Origin of the sequence: Mitsuokella multacida DSM 20544, from assembly GCF_000155955.1 — a bacterium.
GTDB classification, from domain to species: Bacteria; Bacillota; Negativicutes; order Selenomonadales; family Selenomonadaceae; genus Mitsuokella; species Mitsuokella multacida.
The window spans coordinates 935,090-955,017 of sequence record NZ_GG697141.2 but is presented as its reverse complement, the minus strand read 5'-3'; the positions used below and the strand labels follow the sequence as shown (position 1 = coordinate 955,017).

General features: G+C 60.1%; 17 protein-coding genes and 3 tRNA genes. 10 read left to right on the top strand and 10 right to left on the bottom strand.

The window, feature by feature from the left end; all coding sequences use genetic code 11:
- Positions 1-129: 129 nt before the first annotated feature.
- The 3 genes from MITSMUL_RS04505 to MITSMUL_RS04495 all read right to left on the bottom strand — a co-directional run bounded on the left by MITSMUL_RS04505 (position 130) and on the right by MITSMUL_RS04495 (position 4,016).
- Positions 130-1,812: a phospho-sugar mutase gene (locus tag MITSMUL_RS04505; protein ID WP_005840330.1), complete on the bottom strand. Its 1,683-nt coding sequence runs from the start codon at positions 1,810-1,812 to the stop codon at positions 130-132.
- A 105-nt stretch (positions 1,813-1,917) separates the two neighbouring features.
- Complete coding sequence (locus tag MITSMUL_RS04500; RefSeq protein WP_005840328.1) at positions 1,918-3,261, bottom strand: MATE family efflux transporter; 1,344 nt, start codon at positions 3,259-3,261, stop codon at positions 1,918-1,920.
- Positions 3,258-4,016, bottom strand: a complete 759-nt coding sequence (locus MITSMUL_RS04495; RefSeq protein ID WP_040635468.1) for a YdcF family protein — start codon at positions 4,014-4,016, stop codon at positions 3,258-3,260. Before MITSMUL_RS04495 ends, MITSMUL_RS04500 begins: the two co-directional genes overlap by 4 nt.
- Positions 4,017-4,161: 145 nt before the next feature.
- On the opposite strand from MITSMUL_RS04495, the gene MITSMUL_RS04490 reads away from it, so the two are divergent.
- Positions 4,162-4,497: a cupin domain-containing protein gene (locus tag MITSMUL_RS04490; RefSeq protein ID WP_040635466.1), complete on the top strand. Its 336-nt coding sequence runs from the start codon at positions 4,162-4,164 to the stop codon at positions 4,495-4,497.
- A gap of 75 nt (positions 4,498-4,572) precedes the next feature.
- On the opposite strand, the gene sstT is transcribed toward MITSMUL_RS04490, so the two are convergent.
- Together sstT and rfbD are read right to left on the bottom strand one after the other, a co-directional pair.
- Positions 4,573-5,823 (bottom strand): serine/threonine transporter SstT, encoded by a 1,251-nt coding sequence (sstT, locus tag MITSMUL_RS04485; RefSeq protein ID WP_005840322.1) that lies wholly within the window; start codon positions 5,821-5,823, stop codon positions 4,573-4,575.
- A 228-nt stretch (positions 5,824-6,051) separates the two neighbouring features.
- Positions 6,052-6,927, bottom strand: coding sequence for a dTDP-4-dehydrorhamnose reductase (gene rfbD / locus MITSMUL_RS04480; protein ID WP_040635464.1), 876 nt, complete (start codon positions 6,925-6,927; stop codon positions 6,052-6,054).
- Positions 6,928-7,173: 246 nt separating this feature from the next.
- Between rfbD and MITSMUL_RS04475 the strand changes: the two genes are divergently transcribed.
- The 3 genes from MITSMUL_RS04475 (at position 7,174) to MITSMUL_RS04465 (ending at position 11,028) form a co-directional block, all read left to right on the top strand.
- On the top strand, positions 7,174-8,232 hold the full coding sequence (locus MITSMUL_RS04475) for an AbrB family transcriptional regulator (RefSeq protein WP_005840319.1): 1,059 nt from the start codon (positions 7,174-7,176) through the stop codon (positions 8,230-8,232).
- 164 nt (positions 8,233-8,396) lie between these two features.
- Entirely contained in the window at positions 8,397-9,656 is a 1,260-nt protein-coding gene (locus MITSMUL_RS04470) for an SLC13 family permease (RefSeq protein WP_005840317.1), read from the top strand.
- A gap of 52 nt (positions 9,657-9,708) precedes the next feature.
- A complete protein-coding gene (locus MITSMUL_RS04465) occupies positions 9,709-11,028 on the top strand; it encodes a PLP-dependent aminotransferase family protein (RefSeq protein WP_005840315.1) in 1,320 nt (439 codons plus the stop codon).
- A gap of 71 nt (positions 11,029-11,099) precedes the next feature.
- On the opposite strand, the gene MITSMUL_RS04460 is transcribed toward MITSMUL_RS04465, so the two are convergent.
- From MITSMUL_RS04460 to MITSMUL_RS04450, 3 genes are all read right to left on the bottom strand, one after another.
- Positions 11,100-12,554, bottom strand: coding sequence for a sensor histidine kinase (locus tag MITSMUL_RS04460; protein ID WP_040635462.1), 1,455 nt, complete (start codon positions 12,552-12,554; stop codon positions 11,100-11,102).
- Positions 12,538-13,230: a response regulator transcription factor gene (locus MITSMUL_RS04455; RefSeq protein WP_005840311.1), complete on the bottom strand. Its 693-nt coding sequence runs from the start codon at positions 13,228-13,230 to the stop codon at positions 12,538-12,540. Before MITSMUL_RS04455 ends, MITSMUL_RS04460 begins: the two co-directional genes overlap by 17 nt.
- A gap of 131 nt (positions 13,231-13,361) precedes the next feature.
- A complete protein-coding gene (locus MITSMUL_RS04450) occupies positions 13,362-14,270 on the bottom strand; it encodes a LysR family transcriptional regulator (protein ID WP_005840309.1) in 909 nt (302 codons plus the stop codon).
- Positions 14,271-14,538: 268 nt separating this feature from the next.
- Here MITSMUL_RS04450 and dhaL point away from each other — a divergent pair, with 268 nt between their 5' ends.
- From dhaL to MITSMUL_RS04420, 6 genes are all read left to right on the top strand, one after another.
- The gene (gene dhaL / locus MITSMUL_RS04445) at positions 14,539-15,162 is read left to right on the top strand and encodes a dihydroxyacetone kinase subunit DhaL (protein ID WP_005840308.1); all 624 of its coding nucleotides are present in this window, start codon (positions 14,539-14,541) and stop codon (positions 15,160-15,162) included.
- A gap of 145 nt (positions 15,163-15,307) precedes the next feature.
- Positions 15,308-16,768 (top strand): glutamate--tRNA ligase, encoded by a 1,461-nt coding sequence (gltX, locus tag MITSMUL_RS04440; protein ID WP_040635460.1) that lies wholly within the window; start codon positions 15,308-15,310, stop codon positions 16,766-16,768.
- A 24-nt stretch (positions 16,769-16,792) separates the two neighbouring features.
- A tRNA-Glu gene (locus MITSMUL_RS04435) sits at positions 16,793-16,867 on the top strand.
- Between the two features lies 1 nt (position 16,868).
- Positions 16,869-16,943, top strand: a tRNA-Glu gene (locus tag MITSMUL_RS04430).
- 2 nt (positions 16,944-16,945) lie between these two features.
- Positions 16,946-17,020, top strand: a tRNA-Glu gene (locus tag MITSMUL_RS04425).
- Positions 17,021-17,080: 60 nt separating this feature from the next.
- On the top strand, positions 17,081-17,839 hold the full coding sequence (locus MITSMUL_RS04420) for a sulfite exporter TauE/SafE family protein (RefSeq protein ID WP_040635894.1): 759 nt from the start codon (positions 17,081-17,083) through the stop codon (positions 17,837-17,839).
- A 78-nt stretch (positions 17,840-17,917) separates the two neighbouring features.
- Here the strand turns inward: MITSMUL_RS04420 and MITSMUL_RS04415 are convergent, their stop codons facing one another.
- Positions 17,918-18,814 (bottom strand): ROK family protein, encoded by an 897-nt coding sequence (locus tag MITSMUL_RS04415; protein WP_005840305.1) that lies wholly within the window; start codon positions 18,812-18,814, stop codon positions 17,918-17,920.
- A 42-nt stretch (positions 18,815-18,856) separates the two neighbouring features.
- Complete coding sequence (hydE, locus tag MITSMUL_RS04410; protein WP_005840303.1) at positions 18,857-19,918, bottom strand: [FeFe] hydrogenase H-cluster radical SAM maturase HydE; 1,062 nt, start codon at positions 19,916-19,918, stop codon at positions 18,857-18,859.
- Positions 19,919-19,928: the final 10 nt, after the last annotated feature.

Here is a 19,928-nt window from a genome sequence, read left to right as displayed (position 1 = left end):
TGCTGCAGTCTTTCCACTGCAATTGCCTATACTTGCACAGGAAAGGGATACCGGCAGCAGGTCGTTGATTCCATACGACTTTATTATACCATGTATCCCTTATTCTGTGAATATTCTCTTATGTGAGGATTATGCTAAGAGCGGCTTGACTGCCTCTGCGAGCTTGTCCTTCTCTGCCTTGGCTTCTTCGAGATCCTTGCCGAGCGTCGTGAAGTACGTCTTGATCTTCGGCTCCGTGCCGGACGGGCGCACGACGACAGTCGCGCCGTCATCGAGCTTGTAAATCAGGACGTTTGCCTTCGGCAGGCCCGTCTTCTCCGGCTCAGCGTAGTCAATCGTCTCGACGACTTTCTTGCCGGCAAACTCCGTCGGCGGATTCTGGCGCAGGCTGACCATGATGCCTTTCATCTTGTCCATGCCCGAGAGGCCTGGGAACGAGAAGGCATCGACCTTGTTGTAGTAACGGCCGTACTGCTGGTAGATCTCTTCAAGGCGCTGCTTGATCGACGAGCCGATGGAACGGTAGTACGCCGCCATCTCGCAGATCAGCATCGAGGAGACGACAGCATCCTTGTCGCGGACGTACGGGCCAGCGAGGTAGCCGTAGCTCTCCTCGAAACCGAAGATGAAGCGGTCCGTCTCGCCAGCTGCTTCGAGCTGTGCGATCTGGTCGCCGATCCACTTGAAGCCCGTCAGCACGTGGCGCAGCTCCACGCCATAGTGCTCGGCTACCTTGTCGGCGAGCGGCGTCGAGACGATGGACATGACGGCCACCGGATTCTTCGGCATCGTGCCCTTCTCGATGCGGCCCTGGCAGATGTAGTCGAGCAGCAGCACGCCCATCTCATTGCCCGAGACGAGCTCGTAGCTGCCATCGGCGCACTTCATCGCGATGCCGACACGGTCAGCATCCGGGTCCGTCGCGAGCATGAGGTCAGCCTGCTCCTTCTTGGCGAGCTCGAGGCCTTTCTCGAGTGCCTCGAAGATCTCCGGGTTCGGATAGCTACAGGTCGTGAAGTAGCCGTTCGGGTACTCCTGCTCCGGCACGATGGTGATGTCCGTGATGCCGATGTCCTTGAGCACGCGCGTGACCGGTACGAGGCCCGTGCCGTTGAGCGGCGAGTAGACGAGCTTGAGGCCGGCCGTCTTCGCGAGTCCCGGACGGACCTGACGGTCCTCGATGGCCGCGTAGAACGCATCCTTGCAGTCTTCGCCGACGAACTGGATCAGGCCCTTCTCGACGCCTTCCGCAAAGCTCATGTGCTTGGCACCCGTCAGCACATCCGTCTTCTGGATGGATGCGTAGACGACAGCAGCTGCGTCATCCGTCATCTGGCAGCCGTCCGGGCCGTATGCCTTGTAGCCGTTGTACTGCGCCGGATTGTGCGAGGCCGTAATCATGATGCCGGCGTTGCAGTGGTAGTAGCGCGTCGCAAAGCTCAGGGCCGGCACCGGCATGAGCTCTTCGTAGAGGCGCACGTGGATGCCGTTTGCCGCGAGAACGCCGGCGGCTTCGCGCGCGAAGTTCCACCCCTTGAGGCGGCTGTCGTAGCTGATTGCGACCGTCTGCGTGCCGCCCTGCGTCTTGACCCAGTCAGCGACGCCCTGCGTTGCCTGGCGAACGACCCAGATGTTCATGCGGTTCGTGCCGGCGCCCAGCACGCCGCGCAGACCGGCCGTGCCGAACTCCAGAGCGACAGCGAAGCGGTCCTTGATGGCCTCGTCATCACCGGCGATGTCATTGAGCTCCTTGTTCAGATCGAAGTCCAAGAGGTCGGCAGCCGCCCAGCGTTTGTACTCATCCTGATACATTTTGAATCCATCCCTTCCTGAATCCCTTTTTCAACTATTGGTTTATTGTTGTAGTTCCTTTTCGACAGAAATTGCCTGAATCCTGCAAATCCTGCAAAAAGGGGCTCAAGCAAGGTGATATTTTTTCTTGAAACTCCGGTGCGTCCAGTAGAAGGCGATGGCGAGCGGCACACAGGAACCGATCCAGGCCATCGGGTTGGCCAGGCAAGCGCCGAGGTAGCCGAGCCAGTCGCAGAGGAAAAGCGCCGCCGCCGTGCGCATCAAGAGCTCCATGATGCCCGCGATCGTCGGCACGACGCTCTGACCAAGTCCCTGCAGCGTGTAGCGGAAGATGAAGAGGAACGAGAGGATCCAGTAGCACGAGCCGTTGACGATCAGGTACTCGTGGCCAAAGTCGATGACCTGTTGCGCGCCGTCACCGACGAAGAGGTGCATGAGCGAGGGCCCGAAGAAGATGAGCCCCGCGCCGGCGAGCACAGCAAAGGCCACTGACATGTAGCAGCACTTGCGCACGCCCTCGCCGATGCGCTCGAACTTGCGCGCGCCGTAGTTCTGCGCCGTGTAGGCAGACATCGCGATGCCAAACGACATCATCGGCATCATCGCGATGGACTCGATCTTCTGCGCCGCCGCATACGCCGCGACGGCGAGCGGCCCGAGGTCGTTGAGCGCGACCTGCAGGATGACGGCGCCAATCGCGATGATGCTCGACTGGAAGCCCATCGGCAGGGCGATGCGCAGGTGCTCCCAGTAGAACTTGAGGTTCGGTCGCCAGTCATGGCGATGTGCGTGCAGTGCGGGGACCTTGCGCAGGATGAAGACGAGGCAGAGCAGATTGCCGCAGACCTGCGAGGCGAGCGTCGCGAGCGCGGCACCCGGGATGCCCCAGTCAAAGACGAGGATCGCAATTGGCTCAAAGATGATGTTGAGCGAGAGCCCCGAGGCGAGCAATATCGTCGGCGTCTTGCTGTCGCCGAGCGCGCGGATGAGGTTCGTCTGCGTCTGGAAGAAGACGAAGAGCGTGATGCCCGCGTAGATCAGGCTGATGAAGGAGTACGCCCCGTCGAGGATTTCCGCCGGCGTCTGCATCCATATGAGCAGCTGGCGGCAGAGCAGCACGCCGACAGCCGTCAGGACGATGGAGGCAAAGAGCGAGAGCACGGCGCAAGCCGCTGCGCTCCTACGCACGCCCTCCTCGTCGCGCGCGCCGAAGCGCTGGCCTGTGTAGATGGAGAGCCCCGTCGAGAAGCCGATGACGAAGCCGAGCATCAAGAACATCAGCGCGCCCGTGCAGCCAACGGCGGCCAGGGCATTGACGCCGAGGAAGCGGCCGACGATCAAGGTATCGACAAAGGCGTAGAGCTGCTGGAAGATATTGCCCGCAATCAGTGGCATCGTAAAGAAGAAGATCAGCTTGGCCGGCGAGCCTTCTGTCAGATTCTTTGTCATTCCAGATACCTCGTCACAAAGGTGCGCAGCGTCTCCTGCAGCACCGTCACATTGTCCAAGAGCGCCTCCGTCTGCGGGCGCAGCTTCGTGTAGTGGAAGACGGGATGATGCGCGACCATGTAGTCCGTCGGGAACGGCTCCACCGCCACACCCTGCTTCGCGAAGTTCAACACAGAGCGCTTCATGTGGAAGGCACTCGTCACGAGGATTGGATGCGAGAGGCCGTTCTCGCGCAGGATCTCAGCAGAGAAGCGGGCGTTCTGGCTCGTGTTGATGCTCCGCGTCTCCGTCAGGATCTTGTCCTCCGGCACGCCAAGGCTCATGAGCACGCGCTTGGCGATCTTCGCCTCGGCCCCCGTGTCCTCATAGACCTGCCCGCCCGAGAGCAGGATCGGCACATCGAGCTGGCGCTGCAGGCGCACGGCCGTCAACAGGCGGCTCGCGGGGCTCGCGCAGAGCGTCCCCGTGCCGTCGACATCCGGCGTGTCGCTGTAGGCGCCGCCGCCGAGCATGATGATGACATCGCCCGCCGGCCGCTCGGGCGGCTGATAGGCCGACTCGAGCCAGCCCATCGTCTTCTCCGCGACGAGGCCCGTGCAGAGCAGATAGAAGGCAAAGGTCAGCGCGAACAGGACGGCCGCCGCCCGCTTCTCCCCGCGCTTCTTCCAGAGCCACCAGGCAAGGACAAAGAGCGCCAGGATGAAGATGCCGGGCGGCAATACCCAGCTGGCCCCGAATTTCAAGAGATAAACCATATCGCATCCTCCAAAAAAATAAAGCGCAAATCCCATCCACATAGAGGAATCCCCGCATTTATCTAGAAACTATAAATTGTATATCCATTGTAACAAACTTGCCGCGCTGCGGCAAGGCATCGATTCGCGAAAAGGAGAGTTTATCATGGCATTCATTGAACCAGCACCCGGACAGGCCGAGAAAGGCATCGGCACGATCACGATCGTCAAGCTCCTGACGCCAGCAGAGCTCGACGGCAAATGCGACATGTACGCGAAAGTCATCGTCCCGCCGCTCTGCGGCATCGGCGTCCACCAGCACGTCGGCAACACCGAGACGTACCACATCCTCTCCGGCCATGCACTCTACAACGACAACGGCAAAGAGGTCGAGATTGGCGCCGGCACGACGACGTTCTGCCCAGACGGCGAGACTCACGGCATCAAGAACACCTCCAAGACGGAAGACCTCGTCTTCATGGCGCTGATCATCCGCAAATAATCATATATCCAACTAAAAAATGCGGCCCAGGAATCTGGGTCGCATTTTTGTGTTCACTTTGAATCAGCGAAACCATCAGTTGCTGTGCGGGACCATGTCCTCGTCGCGCAGCTTGCCTTCCTTGGCGCGCTGGGCAAACTCAGCCGTCGCCGTGAAGAGCACGTCCGTCGAGCTGTTGAGGGCCGTCTCACAGGCATCCTGGATGACGCCGATGATGAAGCCGACACCGACGACCTGCATCGCGATGTCGTTGCCGATGCCAAACGATGCGCAGGCAACCGGGATCAGCAGCAGGGAGCCGCCGGCCACGCCCGAAGCGCCGCAGGCACCGACGGTCGAGACGAGGCAGAGCAGCAGGGCCGTCGGCAGATCGACGCTGATGCCGAGCGTGTGCGCTGCGGCAAGAGAGAGCACGGCAATCGTGATGGCCGCACCGCTCATGTTGATCGTCGCACCGAGCGGGATGGAGATGGAATACGTGTCCTCATCGAGGCCGAGGCGCTCACAGAGATCAAGGTTCACCGGGATGTTGGCCGCCGAGCTGCGCGTGAAGAAGGCGTAGAGACCGCTCTCCTTCAGCGTCGTCCAGACGAGCGGGTACGGGTTGCGGTGGATGTGCAGGTAGACAATCAGCGGGTTCATGATCAGGGCCACCGAGAAGAAGGCCGCGAGCAGGACGCCGAGGATCTGGACGTAGCCGAGCAGGGCGCCGAGGCCGTTCGTGCCGATAGCATTGGCGACGAGGCCCATGATGCCGAACGGTGCGAAGCGAATGACCCACTGCACGATCTTCGTGACCGTCTTCGCGAAGTCATTGAGCATATCCTTTGTCGTGTCACTGGCCGAGTGCAGCGCAATGCCGGCAAGGCAGGCCCAGCCGAGGATACCGATGTAGTTCGCCGTTGCCAGCGCATGGATCGGGTTGTCGACGACCGAAAGAATCAAGTTGTGCAGGACTTCGATGATGCCGGACGGCGGCGCGAGCTGCGCATCGGCGACCTGCAGATGCAGGGCCGTCGGGAAGGCGAACGAGAAGGCGACAGCGACGAGCGAAGCGCAGAACGTCGCGAAGATGTAGAGGCGCACGATTGGCTTCATGGCAGCACTGGCATCCGAATTCTTCTGAGCCAGAGCGTTCATGACGAGCACGAAGACGAGGACCGGTGCGATGCCCTTGAGGGCACGGACGAAGAGATCGCCGAGCACCGCGACGGCCGGTACAGCCTGCGGCGCAGCCAGCGCGATGATGATGCCGATGACGAGACCAGCAGCAATCAGCTTGATGAGCGCTGTCTCTCGGTATTTCTTACCAATCTTATGGAACATATGAATCCCCCTTGCAGAACGTTTGGAACGCTTTAGACGCCAAAGGCGCCATGAAACGTTTTTCGTTTCTCTCAAAAATACATATGTTAGTATACACTAAACAGTGGCGGGATGCAATACTTTTCCCGTAATTTGTTTTTTATACGCGTACTCTGTATTCCAGTGACATAAAAAGCGTGTACATCTCAAAGAGATGTACACGCTCAAAGGACATGCTCTGTAATATGCTCATTCCGCCAGGGCTTCTCTCTGCTCCTTCATGCTCTCGAGCTCGATGAGGTAGCGGCCGACGGCGTCCTGCCAGCGCGGCAGCAGTGCAAAGCCCGCCTCTGTGAGGCTATTCTTGCTCATGCGGGAGTTCTTGGGCCGCACGGCGCGCGTCGGATAGGCCGAGGATGGCACGGGCGTGACCTCCACGGGCATGCCGGCCTGGCGGAAGACCTCTGCAGCAAGCTCCGCCCACGAGCAGAAGCCTTCGTTCGTCGCATGGTAGACGCCGTATCGCTCCGTCTGAATCATGTCAGCGAGCAGCACGGAGAGATCGCGCGTATACGTCGGAGAGCCGACCTGGTCGTCGACAACCGTCAGCTTCGCGTGCGACTCACCGAGGCGCAGCATCGTGCGGATGAAGTTCTTGCCGTTGATGCCAAAGACCCATGAGATGCGCACGATGAAATAGCGCTTGAGGATGGACTGGATGGCCTCCTCGCCCATGAGCTTCGACTTCCCGTAGACGTTCTGAGGTCCCTTCGGCGCATCCGTCTCGTACGGCGCATCACCGTCGCCGGGGAACACGTAATCCGTGCTGATGTAGACCATCTTGGCATGGAACTCGCGGCAGAGCTTGGCGAGATTTGCCGTGCCTTCTGCATTGACGGCCATGCATGCTGCCTCATCGTCCTCCGCGCGGTCCACGGCCGTGTAGGCCGCACAGTGGATGACGCAGTTCGGCTTGTAGGCGGCCATGACGCGCCGCATCGCCTTTGCATCCGTCAGCGGGAAATCCTTGCTCGACACGCCGCGGACTTCCATTCCTCTATCCTTCAGCTCTACGACACAATCGTGCCCGAGCTGTCCTGTTACACCTGTGACAAGTACCCTCATCCTCATGAATCTCCTTCCGTTCTGATGATCCCGTAATCCCGAATTATTTCTTAAACTATTCTTGCAGGAAGGGCTGACTTCCTGCCTCTTCCGCATAAAAGTATGCAAAAAGTAGAAAAGTACCAGAGCCATGCCCCCTAACAGGCAGTGATTTGCTGGGTTTGCTGGATATGGTATACTGAGTCCATCGGAATTTGCCGATAATCGGTTCACACAATCCACACATTCAGAAGACTGGAGACTTTTATGGAATACTGCAAGACCTTGATCCTGTCTATTCTCGGCGGCATCGCCATGACGTATCTCAATGCCCCGCTGCCTTGGACGCTCGGCCCCATTGTTTTCGTCGCGCTCGGCTCTCTCATCCGCAAACGGCCGTTCCACTGGTCCCTGCGTATCCGCAATACGGCACTCATCCTGCTCGGCTACGCCATGGGACGTCCATTCACCTTAGAGACGGGGCGTGCCATCCTCGCCCAATTTCCCTTGATGATCACCGCCACATGCATCACGGTCGCAGCCGGCGTCCTCACCGCCTGGCTCATGTTTCGCCACACCAAGATCAACTTCACGAGTTGCCTGCTCGGCTGCGTGCCAGGCGGTCTCTCGCAGATGGTCATCCTCGCCGACGAGATCCGCGACGCCGATCTCACAGCCGTCACGATCATGCAGACGCTGCGCATGCTCTCTGTCGTCTTTGTCATCCCCTTCCTGACAATCCATGTGCTTGCGGGCAGCAGTCATGCGGCTGCATCCGCTGGGACAGCTGTCCACGCAGCAGGCTCACTCGCCGAAATCCTGACCTATGCCGCCGTTGCCGTGCTTGGCGCCGTCCTCGCCAAGAAAATCCATCTGCCCACCGCACCGATGCTCGGGCCCATCCTCAGCACTGCCGCATTCGTCGTCATCACAGGGACAGCCGCCCCCGTCGTCCCAGTCCATTACATCAACGCGGCTCAGGTCCTCGTCGGCGCCTACATCGGGTCCAGCGTCGATCTCACGCGCCTGCATCAATACCACGGCATGGGCAAGGTCCTGCTCGGCGGGGTCCTGCTTGTTCTCCTGGTCAGCATGGGCATGGGCTGCATCATCTCGGAGGTGACTGGCACCGATCTTGCCACAGCCTTTCTTGCCACGGCCCCCGGCGGCCTGACCGAGATGGGAATCACGGCACTCGTCGTCGGGGCGGACAGCTCGACGATGGTCGCCTACCAGCTCACGCGCCTGCTCTTCATCATGCTGGTCTTCCCGTACATAGCCCGCGCAATCGTCGCCCTCTACCGCAGGAAAACAGATAACGGATGACCTGCTGCCCCAGCTTCTCCATCCCTGCCATCTTTCTTCAAGAAAGATGGTATTTTTTTTATCTCCCCAAAATCCAAAAAGGAAAACGATGATTTACGACGAAATAATATACTATAAACTGAATTTCCTGTTTTGGATGCGATTGAAGAAGGGAGCCTGATTGAATGGATCCAGCAGTATTGACCCTGATTGTCCTCGGGGTAGCCGCCTTTTTCTTTGTGACCGAGCTCATCCCGCTTGCCGTCACAGCAATGGGCGCATCGATTGCCCTCGGTTTGCTCGGCGTACTGACGCCGAAACAAGTCTTCTCCGGTCTGTCAAACTCCACCGTCGTGCTCTTCGCCGGCATGTTCGTCATCGGCGCCGCGATGTTCCAGACGGGCCTTGCCCAGCGCATCGGCATCACCGTCGTCCATGCGGCGGGCACCGGAGAGAAACGCCTGATGGCCGCCATCATGATTGTCACGATCATCCTGTCCTCCGTCTCCTCGAACACAGCTACGGTTGCCTGCCTGCTGCCGGTCGTCGTGCAGATCTGCGCCGTCGCGCGCCTCGCCATCTCGCCGCAGCTCATGGCCCTGGCCGTCGCGGCCAACGTCGGCGGCACCATCACGATGATCGGCACACCGCCGAACATCCTCATGAGCGCGACGCTCTCTGCGAGCGGCCTGCAGCCCTTCGGCTTCTTCGAATTCGCCTGGATCGGCATCCCGCTGTCCATCGCCGGCGTCATCTACATGCTGACGATTGGCCGCCGGCTCTGCCCGCACGGCCACGTCGACAGCAACCTCAGCGACCTGACGTCTGACCTGCCGAAGGACACGCGCAAGATGACCATCTGCGCCATCATCCTCATCCTCGTCGTCATCGCCATGGCACTCTCGAAGACCATCAACGTGCCGATGCAGACGGCCGCCATCATCGGCGCCCTTGCCTGCGTCATCACCGGCTGCCTCAGTGAGAAACAGGCGTACGGCGGCATCGACTGGACGACCATCTTCCTGTTCGCCGGCATGCTGCCGCTCGCCGAGGCGATGGACAAGACGGGCGCCGGCGCGATGATCGCCAACGGCGTCGTCGGCATCATCGGCAGCAACGCCTCGCCGCTCATCATCGTCATGGCGATGTTCCTGCTGTCCTGCGGTCTCACGCAGTTCATGTCCAACACGGCCGCCGCAGCACTGCTCGCACCGATTGGCATTTCGATTGCCCAGTCCATCGGCGTCTCGCCGTTCCCCGTACTCATGGCCATCGGCATCGCCGCCTCCTGCGCCTTCACGACGCCGGTCGCCACGCCGCCGAACACGCTCATCCTCGGCCCTGGCAAGTTCCGCTTCATGGATTACGTCAAGGTCGGCCTGCCGCTCGTCGTCGTCTCGATGATTGTCTGCACCGTCATCATCCCACTCGTCTGGCCGTTCTGATGGCACTCAGCACCACCAACAAAAAACAATACCACAAAAGTGAGGTAATTATATGGACAGAGAAGAATTACTGAGCACACTCAAAAAGCTCGATGAAGAAGTATTCGCCGAATTCCAGGACGAAGTCGAAGAGCAGCGCTTCACCTTGTCGCTGATCCCGACCGTCAATGCCGAATCACCGTTCGCCGCCTACCTCGAGGGCAGCATCCTCGCCAACGTCAGCACCGACTACCACGGCATCAGCCGCACGGGTCGCTTCGAGCGCATGGCCGTCGAACGCGCGCTCAAGTGCTTCCATGCGGAACACGCCATCGTGCGTCTCGACAGCATCAGTGCCGCCTCACGCGTCGTCTTCAAGGCGCTCTTGAAATCCGGCAATCCCGTCCTCTCGTTCAACGGCCGCAAGCAGGAGCTCTGCCATGGCCTCTCCTACCGCTTTGCCATCTTCGGAGCAGACTGGGAGAACCGCGACATCAACTGGCAGGAGCTCGATGAACAGATTGCGCGCCATCAGCCGAAAATCGTGATCTTCTCTCCGACGAGCTTCCCATTCGCCATCGAAACGAAGCGCCTCGCAAAGGTCACCCACGATGCCGGCGCACTGCTCTGGGTCGACATCGGCCAGAACGTCGGCCTCGTCGCCGCCGGACTCATGCCGTCGCCCGTCGATGACGCCGACGTCGTGACCTTCCCGACGAATGACTCACTGCAGGGCCCGGAGGGCGCCATCATCCTCTGCAAGAAAGAGCTGGCCGAGACGATTGAGCGCGCCGTCATCGACAACGGCCACTCAGCCCTGCACAAGAACCGCCTCGCAGCCCTCGCCGTCGCGCTGCGCGAGGCCTCCGAGCCGTCCTTCCGCTATTATGGGCAGCAGGTCATCGCCAACGCGCGTGCCCTGAGCAAAGCCCTGCAAGAAAATGGCATCTCCATATGGGGCAATGGCACAGACTGCCATCTCGTCGTCGCCGCCCTGCCCAAGGACGCCGACCCACAGCAGATTGAGCAGCACCTGCACCGCGCGGGCTTCCTCGTCAAGACGGCCCGCCTGCCGGATGAAGAGGAGCGCAAGCCAGCCCATCCTGTGCTGCGCCTCTCCAGCCTCAATCCGACGACACGCTCTCTGAAGGAAAAGGACATGGAGAAGATTGGGCAGCTCCTCGCCGCTGCTCTGAACGTAGATGATCCGGCCGCACTCGAGGTCATCCGCAAGAAAGTCAGCTCCCTGCTCATGGACAAGCCAATCTACTCGGAGGAGTGGGTCGAAAGCATCGCCAAACCCGATATCTTCTTCAACGGGGCCGACGAGCTCAGCGTCCGCAACATTGCCTCGAACGAGAAGAAACACCTCTTCGGACGCCTGTTCCACTGACAGCAGCATACATGCAGCGCAATAAAAGAGCGGCCACGGGAAAATTCCCCGTGGCCGCTTTTTCATGCCTGTCATGCGTCGCTATGCGATTCGCCATCATGTGACAGCGGGATGGTCAGGATGAACTTCGTCCCCTTGTCGAACTCGCTCTCGACCGCGATATCGATATCGTGCTGCTCGGCAATCCAGCTCGCAATCGAAAGGCCGAGACCCGTGCCGCCGACACTGCCAGCCTTCTTCGTGCGCGAACTGTCCGCGCGGTAGAAGCGCTCGAAGATCTTGCCCTGGTCCTCCTCGGCAATGCCGATACCGTCATCGCTAAACGTCAGCTGCATGGCCTCTTTCTCGGGCAGGCGGCGCGAGGCGACCGTGATGTGGCCGCCTTCCGGCGTGTACTTGACCGCATTCTCGAGGAAGATGCGCATCATCTGGCGCATCGTGGCCGGATCCGCATAGATGATGCCCGGCTCATTGGCCTCGAGCCGCAGCGTGTGCTGCTTGGCGACGAGCTTCATCTTGCGCACGGCATCGTCGACGAGCTCGTCGAGATGGACATTCTCCTTGTGCAGGACTTGGCGCTTCTGGTCGGCACGCGCGAGGAACAGCAGTTTCTCGATAAGGTCCTGCATGTCCTCGGCCTCCGAACGGATGGACGAGATGCCCTCCTCGAGGATCTTCGCGTCAGAGCTGCCCCAGCGCGCGAGAAGGTCTGAGTAGCCGAGGATGACCGTCACCGGCGTCCTGAGCTCATGCGAGGCATCCGAGACAAAGCGCTGCTGCTGCTGGAACCCGCGCTCCAAGCGGTCGAGCATGTGGTTGAACGTCAGCGCGAGTTCCGCCATCTCATCCTTGGCCGGCGGCACCTCGATACGCTTGTCCATGCGCTCCACCTCGATCTTGCGTGCCGTCTGCGTGAGGTTGCGGATGGGCTGGAGTATCCTGTTGCTCAGGAAGTAGCCGGCAACGAGCGCGACGAGGAAGCCCGCAATCGTGATGAGGAAGAGCAGCCTCTGGAGATCCACGAGAAAGTTCTTCTCCGCTGTGATCGTGCGGAAGAAGTGGATCTGATAGATCTGGCCGTGGTCGGCCACATCCATCGACGTATAGTACATCATGAAGCGGTTGAACTCGACGACCTCCATGTCCTTGGCCGCCCAGAACGGCGGATCCTTCACGCGATGCGCCTCCACCGTGTCGAGCGACGGGTAATGCGAGTCGTTCTCGTAGATGACGCGCCCCGTCAGGTCGGTCACGCGGATCACGACGCCCGGCGGGACGATGTCGCCCTGGACCAGGAATTCCTGCAGGCTGCGCGACGAAGCCAGCCCCTTCTGCACGTTCTGCATCGCGAGGTGGATCTCGGTCTCCGCCTCATGGTAGAACGAGAAGTAGATGCCGAGGCCCATGATGGCGCTCGTTAAAAGCAGCACGACGAGCAGGATGGCCCCATAAAGGCCCGTGATCTTCGTCGAGATCTTCATGCGCCAGAAGGGGCTCCTGCGGACCCACTTACTCCTTGACCGCATACCCTACGCCTCGCACCGTGTAGATGTACTTCTCGTGGAAGCGATCATCGAGCTTGGCGCGCAGGTAGCGGATGTAGACATCGACAACATTCGTATCGCCGCTGTAGTCGTAGCCCCAGACCTTCTCGAGGATCTGGTCACGCGTGAGGACCGTGCGCTTGTTGCGCATCATATATTCAAGCAGCGAGTATTCCTTCTTCGTCAGATGAACCGTCTCGCCGTCGACTTCGACCTCATAGCGCTTCGGGTACATGACGAGATTCTTGACCTGCAGACGCTCCTCAAGCGGCACGCCGCCATTGTCTGGCACGTGCTTGCGCAGGGCATTGCGGATGCGTGCCATGAGTTCCTCGATGGCGAAGGGCTTCGTCATGTAGTCATCGGCACCGATGTCGAGGCCCGCCACCTTGTCTTCGACCTCATCCTTAGCCGTCAGCATGATGATGGGCAGCGACGAGACTTCGCGCACGCGCTTGCAGATGGTCATGCCGTCCATGCCCGGCAGCATGACATCGAGCAGCACGAGGTCAAAGTTGCCCTGCATGATGCGTTCATAGGCGCGCGTGCCGTTCTCTTCAATCTCCGTCTCGAACCCTTCATGCTCGAGCTCAATCTGCAGGAAACGCGCGATGCGGCGCTCATCTTCTACAATAAAGATGCGAACTGGTTTATCCATGAGATTCCCTCCATGTCAGCAAACAAAAGATAAGAAAAAAAGAGATATATTTTTTAATATATCTCTACTATATAGCAGGTCAGCCCAAAAAGAAAGGGCTCCCGAACAAATTAATTCGATTCTAATTGCTTTCAAACAAGCTTCTTATCGGATGCCTGCGGCTCACTTAGGAACATCTCCCGGAACAGCTTGATGAGGTGCTCGCTCGACGAGGAGAGCGTGCGGTTCTTGAGCCAGGCGACGACAGTATGCGTGCTCATCTCCGGTGCCACGAGCTTCTTGTAGTAAAGGTTGCCGTCCGTCAGCAGCGTGCGCGAGGAGACCGGCAGGATGGCCGCGCCCATGTCCATCTTGACAAGCAGCAGGTCCTGCACGATGCTGTCCGAGACGCAGACGATGTGCGGCTCGAAGCCGAGCTTGCGGCAGTTCGCGACGAAGAGGCTCTGCCAGCGCAGCGGGATGATGATTGGCGTGTCGCGCAGCTCCTCCATGCGCACTTCCTTGTCGGATGCGCCGATGATCTGGTCCTTGTTCATGACGACGACGAGCGGCTCGTTCGGCAAGACAATCGATTCGTAGACCTTCGAGTCCACCTGCGTGCGCGTGATGGCGATCTCGATGACGCGGTTGTCGAGGAGCTCCAGGATGCGCGCGCCCTCCGCTTCCCAGATCTGATACGTGACCTGCGGGTAGCGGCGGTGGAACTCAGTGATGAGCTCCGGCAGCAGCAGCGCGCCCGATGTCGTGATCGTGCCGAGCTGGATTGAGCCGGCGACCCCGGAGCCGATCTCCGTGATCTCGCGCACTGTCCCGTCGACCATGCCGAGGATGTGTTCGACACGCGAGTACAGCACGCGGCCGGCATCCGTCAGGCGGATGCGCCGGCTGCCGCGCTCAAAGAGCTGCACGCCAAGCGACGACTCCAGCCGCTTCATCTGGCGCGAGAGGGCCGGCTGCGCGATGTCGAGGCGCTGTGCTGCATGACTGATATTTCCCTCTTCCACGATGGCATAGAATGACCGCATATCCTTGATTTCCATATGATTCTCACTTTCCGATCAAGATACTGTCTATAGCAAATATTCATACTTACTATATCTCTTTCTTGCTATTATACTTTTTCCTGCAAAAATAGGCAAATACTTTTCCTCAAAATTATAGGTTGGAAGAGTTTATGTTCTCCCATATTTCTGTCAATTCACTCTTGTGATTTTTCGGCCACATGTTATAATAGAATATCATTGGTGTTAACGATTATCACGATACATGGTATCGATACTACGTGAGCAATAAAAAGGAGTTTTTCACATGACACGAATCAAAGACGCACTCGACGCGGTGGCCGCCGCGATCATCGCCCAGAAGGACTACCTGACGGATCTCGACCGGCAGATTGCCGATGGCGACCACGGCATCAACATGACCCGCGGCTTCCAGGCAGCGATGGACGCCGTCGAAGAGATGGACGATACGACGAAGCCCGGCCCCGTACTCGAGACGATTGGCAGGGCCTTCATTCACAACGTCGGCGGTGCCGCCGGCCCACTCTACGGCACGGGCTTCATCAAGGCCGCAGCCGTCTGCGACGAGGACACGAAGCTCAACGTCGCTTCCTTCGAGAAACTCCTCGGCGCCGCAATCGCTGGCATCGAGAAGCGCGGCCATGCCAAGAAGGGCGACAAGACCATGCTCGACGCGCTGATCCCGATCCACGCGTGCTTCCTGCCGGAGAACGCTGAGGGCAAGACGCTCTTCGAGGTCCTGCAGGACGCTTCGCATGCCGCGAAGGAAGGCGTGGACTACACGAAGACGATTGCTGCGCGCCGCGGCCGCGCGAGCCTCGTTGGTGAGCGCAGCATCGGCCACGAGGACCCGGGCGCTGTGAGCTCCATGCTCATGTACCGCGCGCTCTACAACTTCCTACGCAAGTGAACCATCAAGACATAGAGAATCGTACCGACCAATCAGGCAAGGGGCTCTCTCCCCTTGTCTTTTCTTGTCTCACAAGCTGTTCTGTAGTATACTTTGTAAAGATATTCCGCAATGCATACGTCTCATATAAAGAGGAGGAATTCCATTGACTAAGCAGACTGTCCGCACGCGCTTCGCGCCGAGCCCGACGGGCTACATGCACATCGGCAACCTGCGCACAGCCCTTTACGGCTACCTTTACGCAAAATCCCAGCAGGGTCAGTTCATCCTGCGCATCGAGGATACGGACCGCACGCGTTACGTCGCTGACGCCGTCGATTTCATCAACCGCACGCTCGAGATGGCCCACATCGTCCCGGATGAGAGCCCGTCGCTCGGCGGCCCGTACGGCCCCTACGTCCAGAGCGAGCGCATGGACCTCTACAAGAAGTACGCCGAGGAGCTCGTCAAGACGGGCCACGCCTACTACTGCTTCTGCAATCCAGACGAGGATCACTCGGCCGGCAAGTTCGGCGGCTATGACCGCACCTGCCGTAACCTCGCACCGGAGGTCATCGAGGAGCACCTCAAGAACGGCGACCCCTACGTCATCCGCCAGAAGATGCCGCTCACGGGTGAGACGACGTTCTTCGACGTGCTCCACGGCAACATCACGATCAAGAACGAAGAGCTCGAGGATCAGGTCCTCCTGAAGCGCGACGGCATGCCGACCTACAACTTCGCCAATGTCATCGACGATCATCTCATGCACATCACGCACATCATGCGCGGCGCTGAGTTCATCACGTCGACGCCGAAGTACATCCTGCTCTACGAGTCGTTCGGCTGGGACGTCCCGACCTTCATCCACCTCGCCCCGGTCATGGGCAAGAACGAAGACGGCTCGATCTCGAAGCTCTCAAAGCGTCATGGTGCCACGAGCTTCGACGACCTCGTCAAGGCTGGCTACCTGCCGGACGCCATCGTCAACTACGTCGCCCTGCTCGGCTGGAACCCGAAGACGACGAATCAGGAGATCTTCTCGATGGCAGAGCTCATCGAGCACTTCAGCCTCGAGGGCCTCTCGAAGTCCCCGGCCGTCTTCGACTACGACAAGCTCGGCTGGATCAACGGCGAGTACCTCAAGGCCATGAGCGACGAGGACTTCGCCAAGATGGCGCGCCCATTTGTAGGCGAGCTGCCAGATTACCTCGAGCAGAGCTGGACACACCTCGCTTCCCTGCTCAAGACGCGCATCCAGCGCCTCGGCGACCTGCCGCAGGAAATCGCTTTCCTCTGCGAGCAGCCGGCCTTCGACGCGGAGCTCTACGTCAACAAGCGCAACAAGGTCACGCCGGAAAAGGCAGTCGAGCTCCTGCCAGGCATGATGGCCCTCTTAGAAGAGGTGCCGGAGTCCGACTGGAACAACGACGCGCTCTACGAGAAGCTCAACGCCTATATCGAGGAGCAGGGCATCAAGAAGGGCCTGGCCATGTGGGTCCTGCGCATCGCCGCAGCAGGCCAGAAAGTCACGCCGGGCGGCGCTACAGAGATCCTCTCTCTGCTCGGCAAAAAAATTTCCATGGAAAGAATCAAAAAAAGCCTTGCAAAATTGCAGGAGCTGTAATATAATAAATCAAGTCAGTTACGTGGCACCTTCGTCAAGCGGTTAAGACACCGGCCTCTCACGCCGGGTTCATGGGTTCGAATCCCATAGGTGTCACCACGGCGCCTTCGTCAAGCGGTTAAGACACCGGCCTCTCACGCCGGGTTCATGGGTTCGAATCCCATAGGCGTCACCATCGGCACCTTCGTCAAGCGGTTAAGACACCGGCCTCTCACGCCGGGTTCATGGGTTCGAATCCCATAGGTGTCACCATTGTAGATAACAGCCAGGATGCAGTCGCTCCTGGCTTTTTTGTTTGAAAGGATGGTCCTCATGCTGTTTGCCTCCATGCTCGTCCTCGGTGCCCTGATTGGCTTTGTCGGTGCCGGCGGCGCCGGCGTCACGATTGCCCTGCTGACCGTCGGCTTCCACGTGCCCATCCACACGGCGCTCGCCGTTGCCCTCGCCTCGATGGTCTTCACGATGCTGTCCGGCACGATCAGCCACTTCCGCCAGCATGAAGTCCTCGTCAAGACGGGCGCCATCATGGGGCTCGGCGGCATCACGGGTGCCTACCTCGGCGCCAACTTTTCCAATATCGTGCCTTCCAATATACTCAGCGCCATCACAGGCTTCATGCTCGCCTCGAGTGCCGTGACGCTCTATATCAAGATGTACCAGGCCGAATGGCTCGGCCGTCATATCAAGATACGCCAGGAGCCTCTGACGGGGCGCAAGCTCTGGATCTACGGCATTCTCATCGGCATCTTCATGGGCTTCCTCTCCGGCGCCTTCGGCATCGGCGCAGCGGCTTATATCCAGCTCGCCCTCATGGTCGTCTTCGGCGTGCCGCTGCTGCAGACCATCGGCACCTGCATGATGGTCATTCTGCCAATCTCAGCGGCCGGCGGTCTCAGCTACCTCTTCAACGGCCGCCTCGACTTCCCGATCTTCATCCAGACGCTCGCCGGCCTCATGATTGGCGCTTGGTTCGGCGCAAAAATGACGCATCTCGCCCCTCTGCGCCTGTTGCGCGTCTTCATCGTCGGCATGCCGGCTGTCGGCGGCATTGTCATGATATTATTCCACTGATCATCTCATCCCATCATGCACAACCTCACAGAAAAAACAAGGCCATCTGCACGCGGCCGCGTGCAGATGGCCTTGTTTTTATTTATTTTTTTCCTGCTCCAGCAGCGCACAGAGCGCGCCGAGCATCCCCGCATCGTTGCCGAGTGCGGCAAAAGCGAGGCGCGTCTTCGCACGCATGGCTGGCATGACGAGTTGCTCGAGCCGTTTCTCGAGCAAAGGACCGAGAATCTCGTGCTGTGCCATGACGCCGCCGCCAAGCACGATGACCTCTGGATTGAGCAGGCAGCAGACGGCCGCAAGGCCTTCGCCGAGATTACAAGCGAGCTCCTCGATGGAAGCCATGGCCTCCTCATCGCCCTCGCGCGCCCAATCAAAGACCATCTCGCCGGTAATCTCAGAGGGGCTCATGTTGTGCGAGAAGGCGGCCTCGCGGATCATCGCGCGCGTCGAGGCGACGTCCTCGAGAATGCGCTTCTCGTTGTGCAGGCGCAGGTAACCGATCTCGCCGGCGCTGAAACTCGCGCCATGCCAGACACGCCCCTGCTGCACAAAGCAACCGCCGAGGTTCGTGCCCACCGTGATCATGAAGGCCGATGAGGCGCCGCGCGCCGCACCGAGCCACGCCTCGCCGAGCGCAGCGGCATTGACGTCATTCTCGACGAGCACGGGCAGATGTACCGCCTCGCGCACGAGGCGCCCGAGTTTCGTGCCGCTGTAGCCGGGAAACGTCGCCTCGCCGGCAAAGACGATCTCACCATCCTCGCCGGGGCGCACGATGCCGGCTGTATCGATGGCCACGCCCACGAGTGCATGGCGGCTGGCCATGTCCTGCACGATCGCGATGACTTTCTCAGGGATGCCGCCTTCCCTTGCCTGAGTCGGGCAGGAGGCTTTCTCGAGGAACCGGCCTTCCTCTGTCGCACAGCCGTACTTGATGGCCGTGCCGCCGATGTCTATGACAGCATATGCGTTCATAGCAGCTCTCCTTTCGCTTCCTGGTGATTCCTCTGCCACGCCTCACCCGCCGTGCTGACGATGATGGCGAAAGCCCTTGTCCTTCGCGACGAAGCGGCCCATCGCCCGGATGCGGCCGCTCATGCAGCTGCGGCAAGCAGCCGGCGTGTCCGCCACGCAGACCTTGCCGGGGTACAGGGCATAGTTGCGGCGCGGGTCGCCCTCCGTGACGTTCGGCATGACGACATTTGCCCCGGAGGCGAGGATGAGCTCGCGGCCGTGCGGCACCATCGTCTCCATGGCCGTCGTCGCGGGGATGTTGGCCTCCGGCAGCAGCAGGCGCAGCAGAGAGACCATGCGGCGCGTCAGGTGGAAGTCCCCCGGCGCGGCCTTGCCGAGCGGCGTGTCGGGGTTCGGTATCAACGGGCCGATGCCGACCATGTCCGCATCGATCCGCTGGTAGAAGAGGATGTCATCCGCAATTGAGGCGAGGCTCTGGCCTGGCAGACCCACGAGCGTCCCCGTGCCAACCTCGTAGCCGAGTGCGCGCAGGTCGCGCAGGCAGCGCACGCGGTTCGCGTAGGCCATGCCCGGGTCCCAGCGCTCGTAAACCACCTCGTCCGTCGTCTCGATGCGCAGCAGGTAGCGATCCGCGCCGGCAGCGCGCCAGAGCGCATACTCCTCATAGCTCCGCTCCCCGACCGAAAGCGTCACCGCGAGGTCGAGCGCCTTGATGCGTCGGACGATGGCGGCGAGACGTTCCGCCGTGAAGTAGATATCCTCGCCGGACTGCAGGACGACGGTCTGGTAGCCATAGCCCTTCGCCTTGCGCGCGAGTTCCACGATGGTATCCGCGCTGAGGCGGTAGCGCTTGACCTTGCCGTTCTCGCGCCGCAGTCCACAGTACATGCAGTCCTGCCGGCAAATGTTCGAGAACTCGATGAGGCCGCGCAGGTGCACGCCATCGCCGACAAAGGCCCGGCGCACGCGGTCGGCCGCCGCGGCGAGGCTCTTCTCCGCCTCCGGCGCCGCCAGAAGCGCTGTGATGGCCTCGCGCGGCAGCCTGTGCTGCTCTTCTGCCTGCCGCACGCGCGCCTCAAGACTGCCCACGATGCATCCCCCCATCTACTCCCTC

Excerpts from the sequence above, each read along its gene's own strand:
- MITSMUL_RS04460 (WP_040635462.1), bottom strand. The coding sequence starts at position 12,554 with ATGCGGTCAAGGAGTAAGTGGGTCCGCAGGAGCCCCTTCTGGCGCATG.
- hydE (WP_005840303.1), bottom strand. The coding sequence starts at position 19,918 with ATGGGGGGATGCATCGTGGGCAGTCTTGAGGCGCGCGTGCGGCAGGCA.
- MITSMUL_RS04415 (WP_005840305.1), bottom strand. The coding sequence starts at position 18,814 with ATGAACGCATATGCTGTCATAGACATCGGCGGCACGGCCATCAAGTAC.
- MITSMUL_RS04505 (WP_005840330.1), bottom strand. The coding sequence starts at position 1,812 with ATGTATCAGGATGAGTACAAACGCTGGGCGGCTGCCGACCTCTTGGAC.
- MITSMUL_RS04465 (WP_005840315.1), top strand. The coding sequence starts at position 9,709 with ATGGACAGAGAAGAATTACTGAGCACACTCAAAAAGCTCGATGAAGAA.
- MITSMUL_RS04420 (WP_040635894.1), top strand. The coding sequence starts at position 17,081 with ATGCTGTTTGCCTCCATGCTCGTCCTCGGTGCCCTGATTGGCTTTGTC.
- MITSMUL_RS04470 (WP_005840317.1), top strand. The coding sequence starts at position 8,397 with ATGGATCCAGCAGTATTGACCCTGATTGTCCTCGGGGTAGCCGCCTTT.
- MITSMUL_RS04500 (WP_005840328.1), bottom strand. The coding sequence starts at position 3,261 with ATGACAAAGAATCTGACAGAAGGCTCGCCGGCCAAGCTGATCTTCTTC.
- rfbD (WP_040635464.1), bottom strand. The coding sequence starts at position 6,927 with ATGAGGGTACTTGTCACAGGTGTAACAGGACAGCTCGGGCACGATTGT.
- sstT (WP_005840322.1), bottom strand. The coding sequence starts at position 5,823 with ATGTTCCATAAGATTGGTAAGAAATACCGAGAGACAGCGCTCATCAAG.
- MITSMUL_RS04450 (WP_005840309.1), bottom strand. The coding sequence starts at position 14,270 with ATGGAAATCAAGGATATGCGGTCATTCTATGCCATCGTGGAAGAGGGA.
- dhaL (WP_005840308.1), top strand. The coding sequence starts at position 14,539 with ATGACACGAATCAAAGACGCACTCGACGCGGTGGCCGCCGCGATCATC.
- MITSMUL_RS04475 (WP_005840319.1), top strand. The coding sequence starts at position 7,174 with ATGGAATACTGCAAGACCTTGATCCTGTCTATTCTCGGCGGCATCGCC.
- MITSMUL_RS04455 (WP_005840311.1), bottom strand. The coding sequence starts at position 13,230 with ATGGATAAACCAGTTCGCATCTTTATTGTAGAAGATGAGCGCCGCATC.
- MITSMUL_RS04495 (WP_040635468.1), bottom strand. The coding sequence starts at position 4,016 with ATGGTTTATCTCTTGAAATTCGGGGCCAGCTGGGTATTGCCGCCCGGC.
- MITSMUL_RS04490 (WP_040635466.1), top strand. The coding sequence starts at position 4,162 with ATGGCATTCATTGAACCAGCACCCGGACAGGCCGAGAAAGGCATCGGC.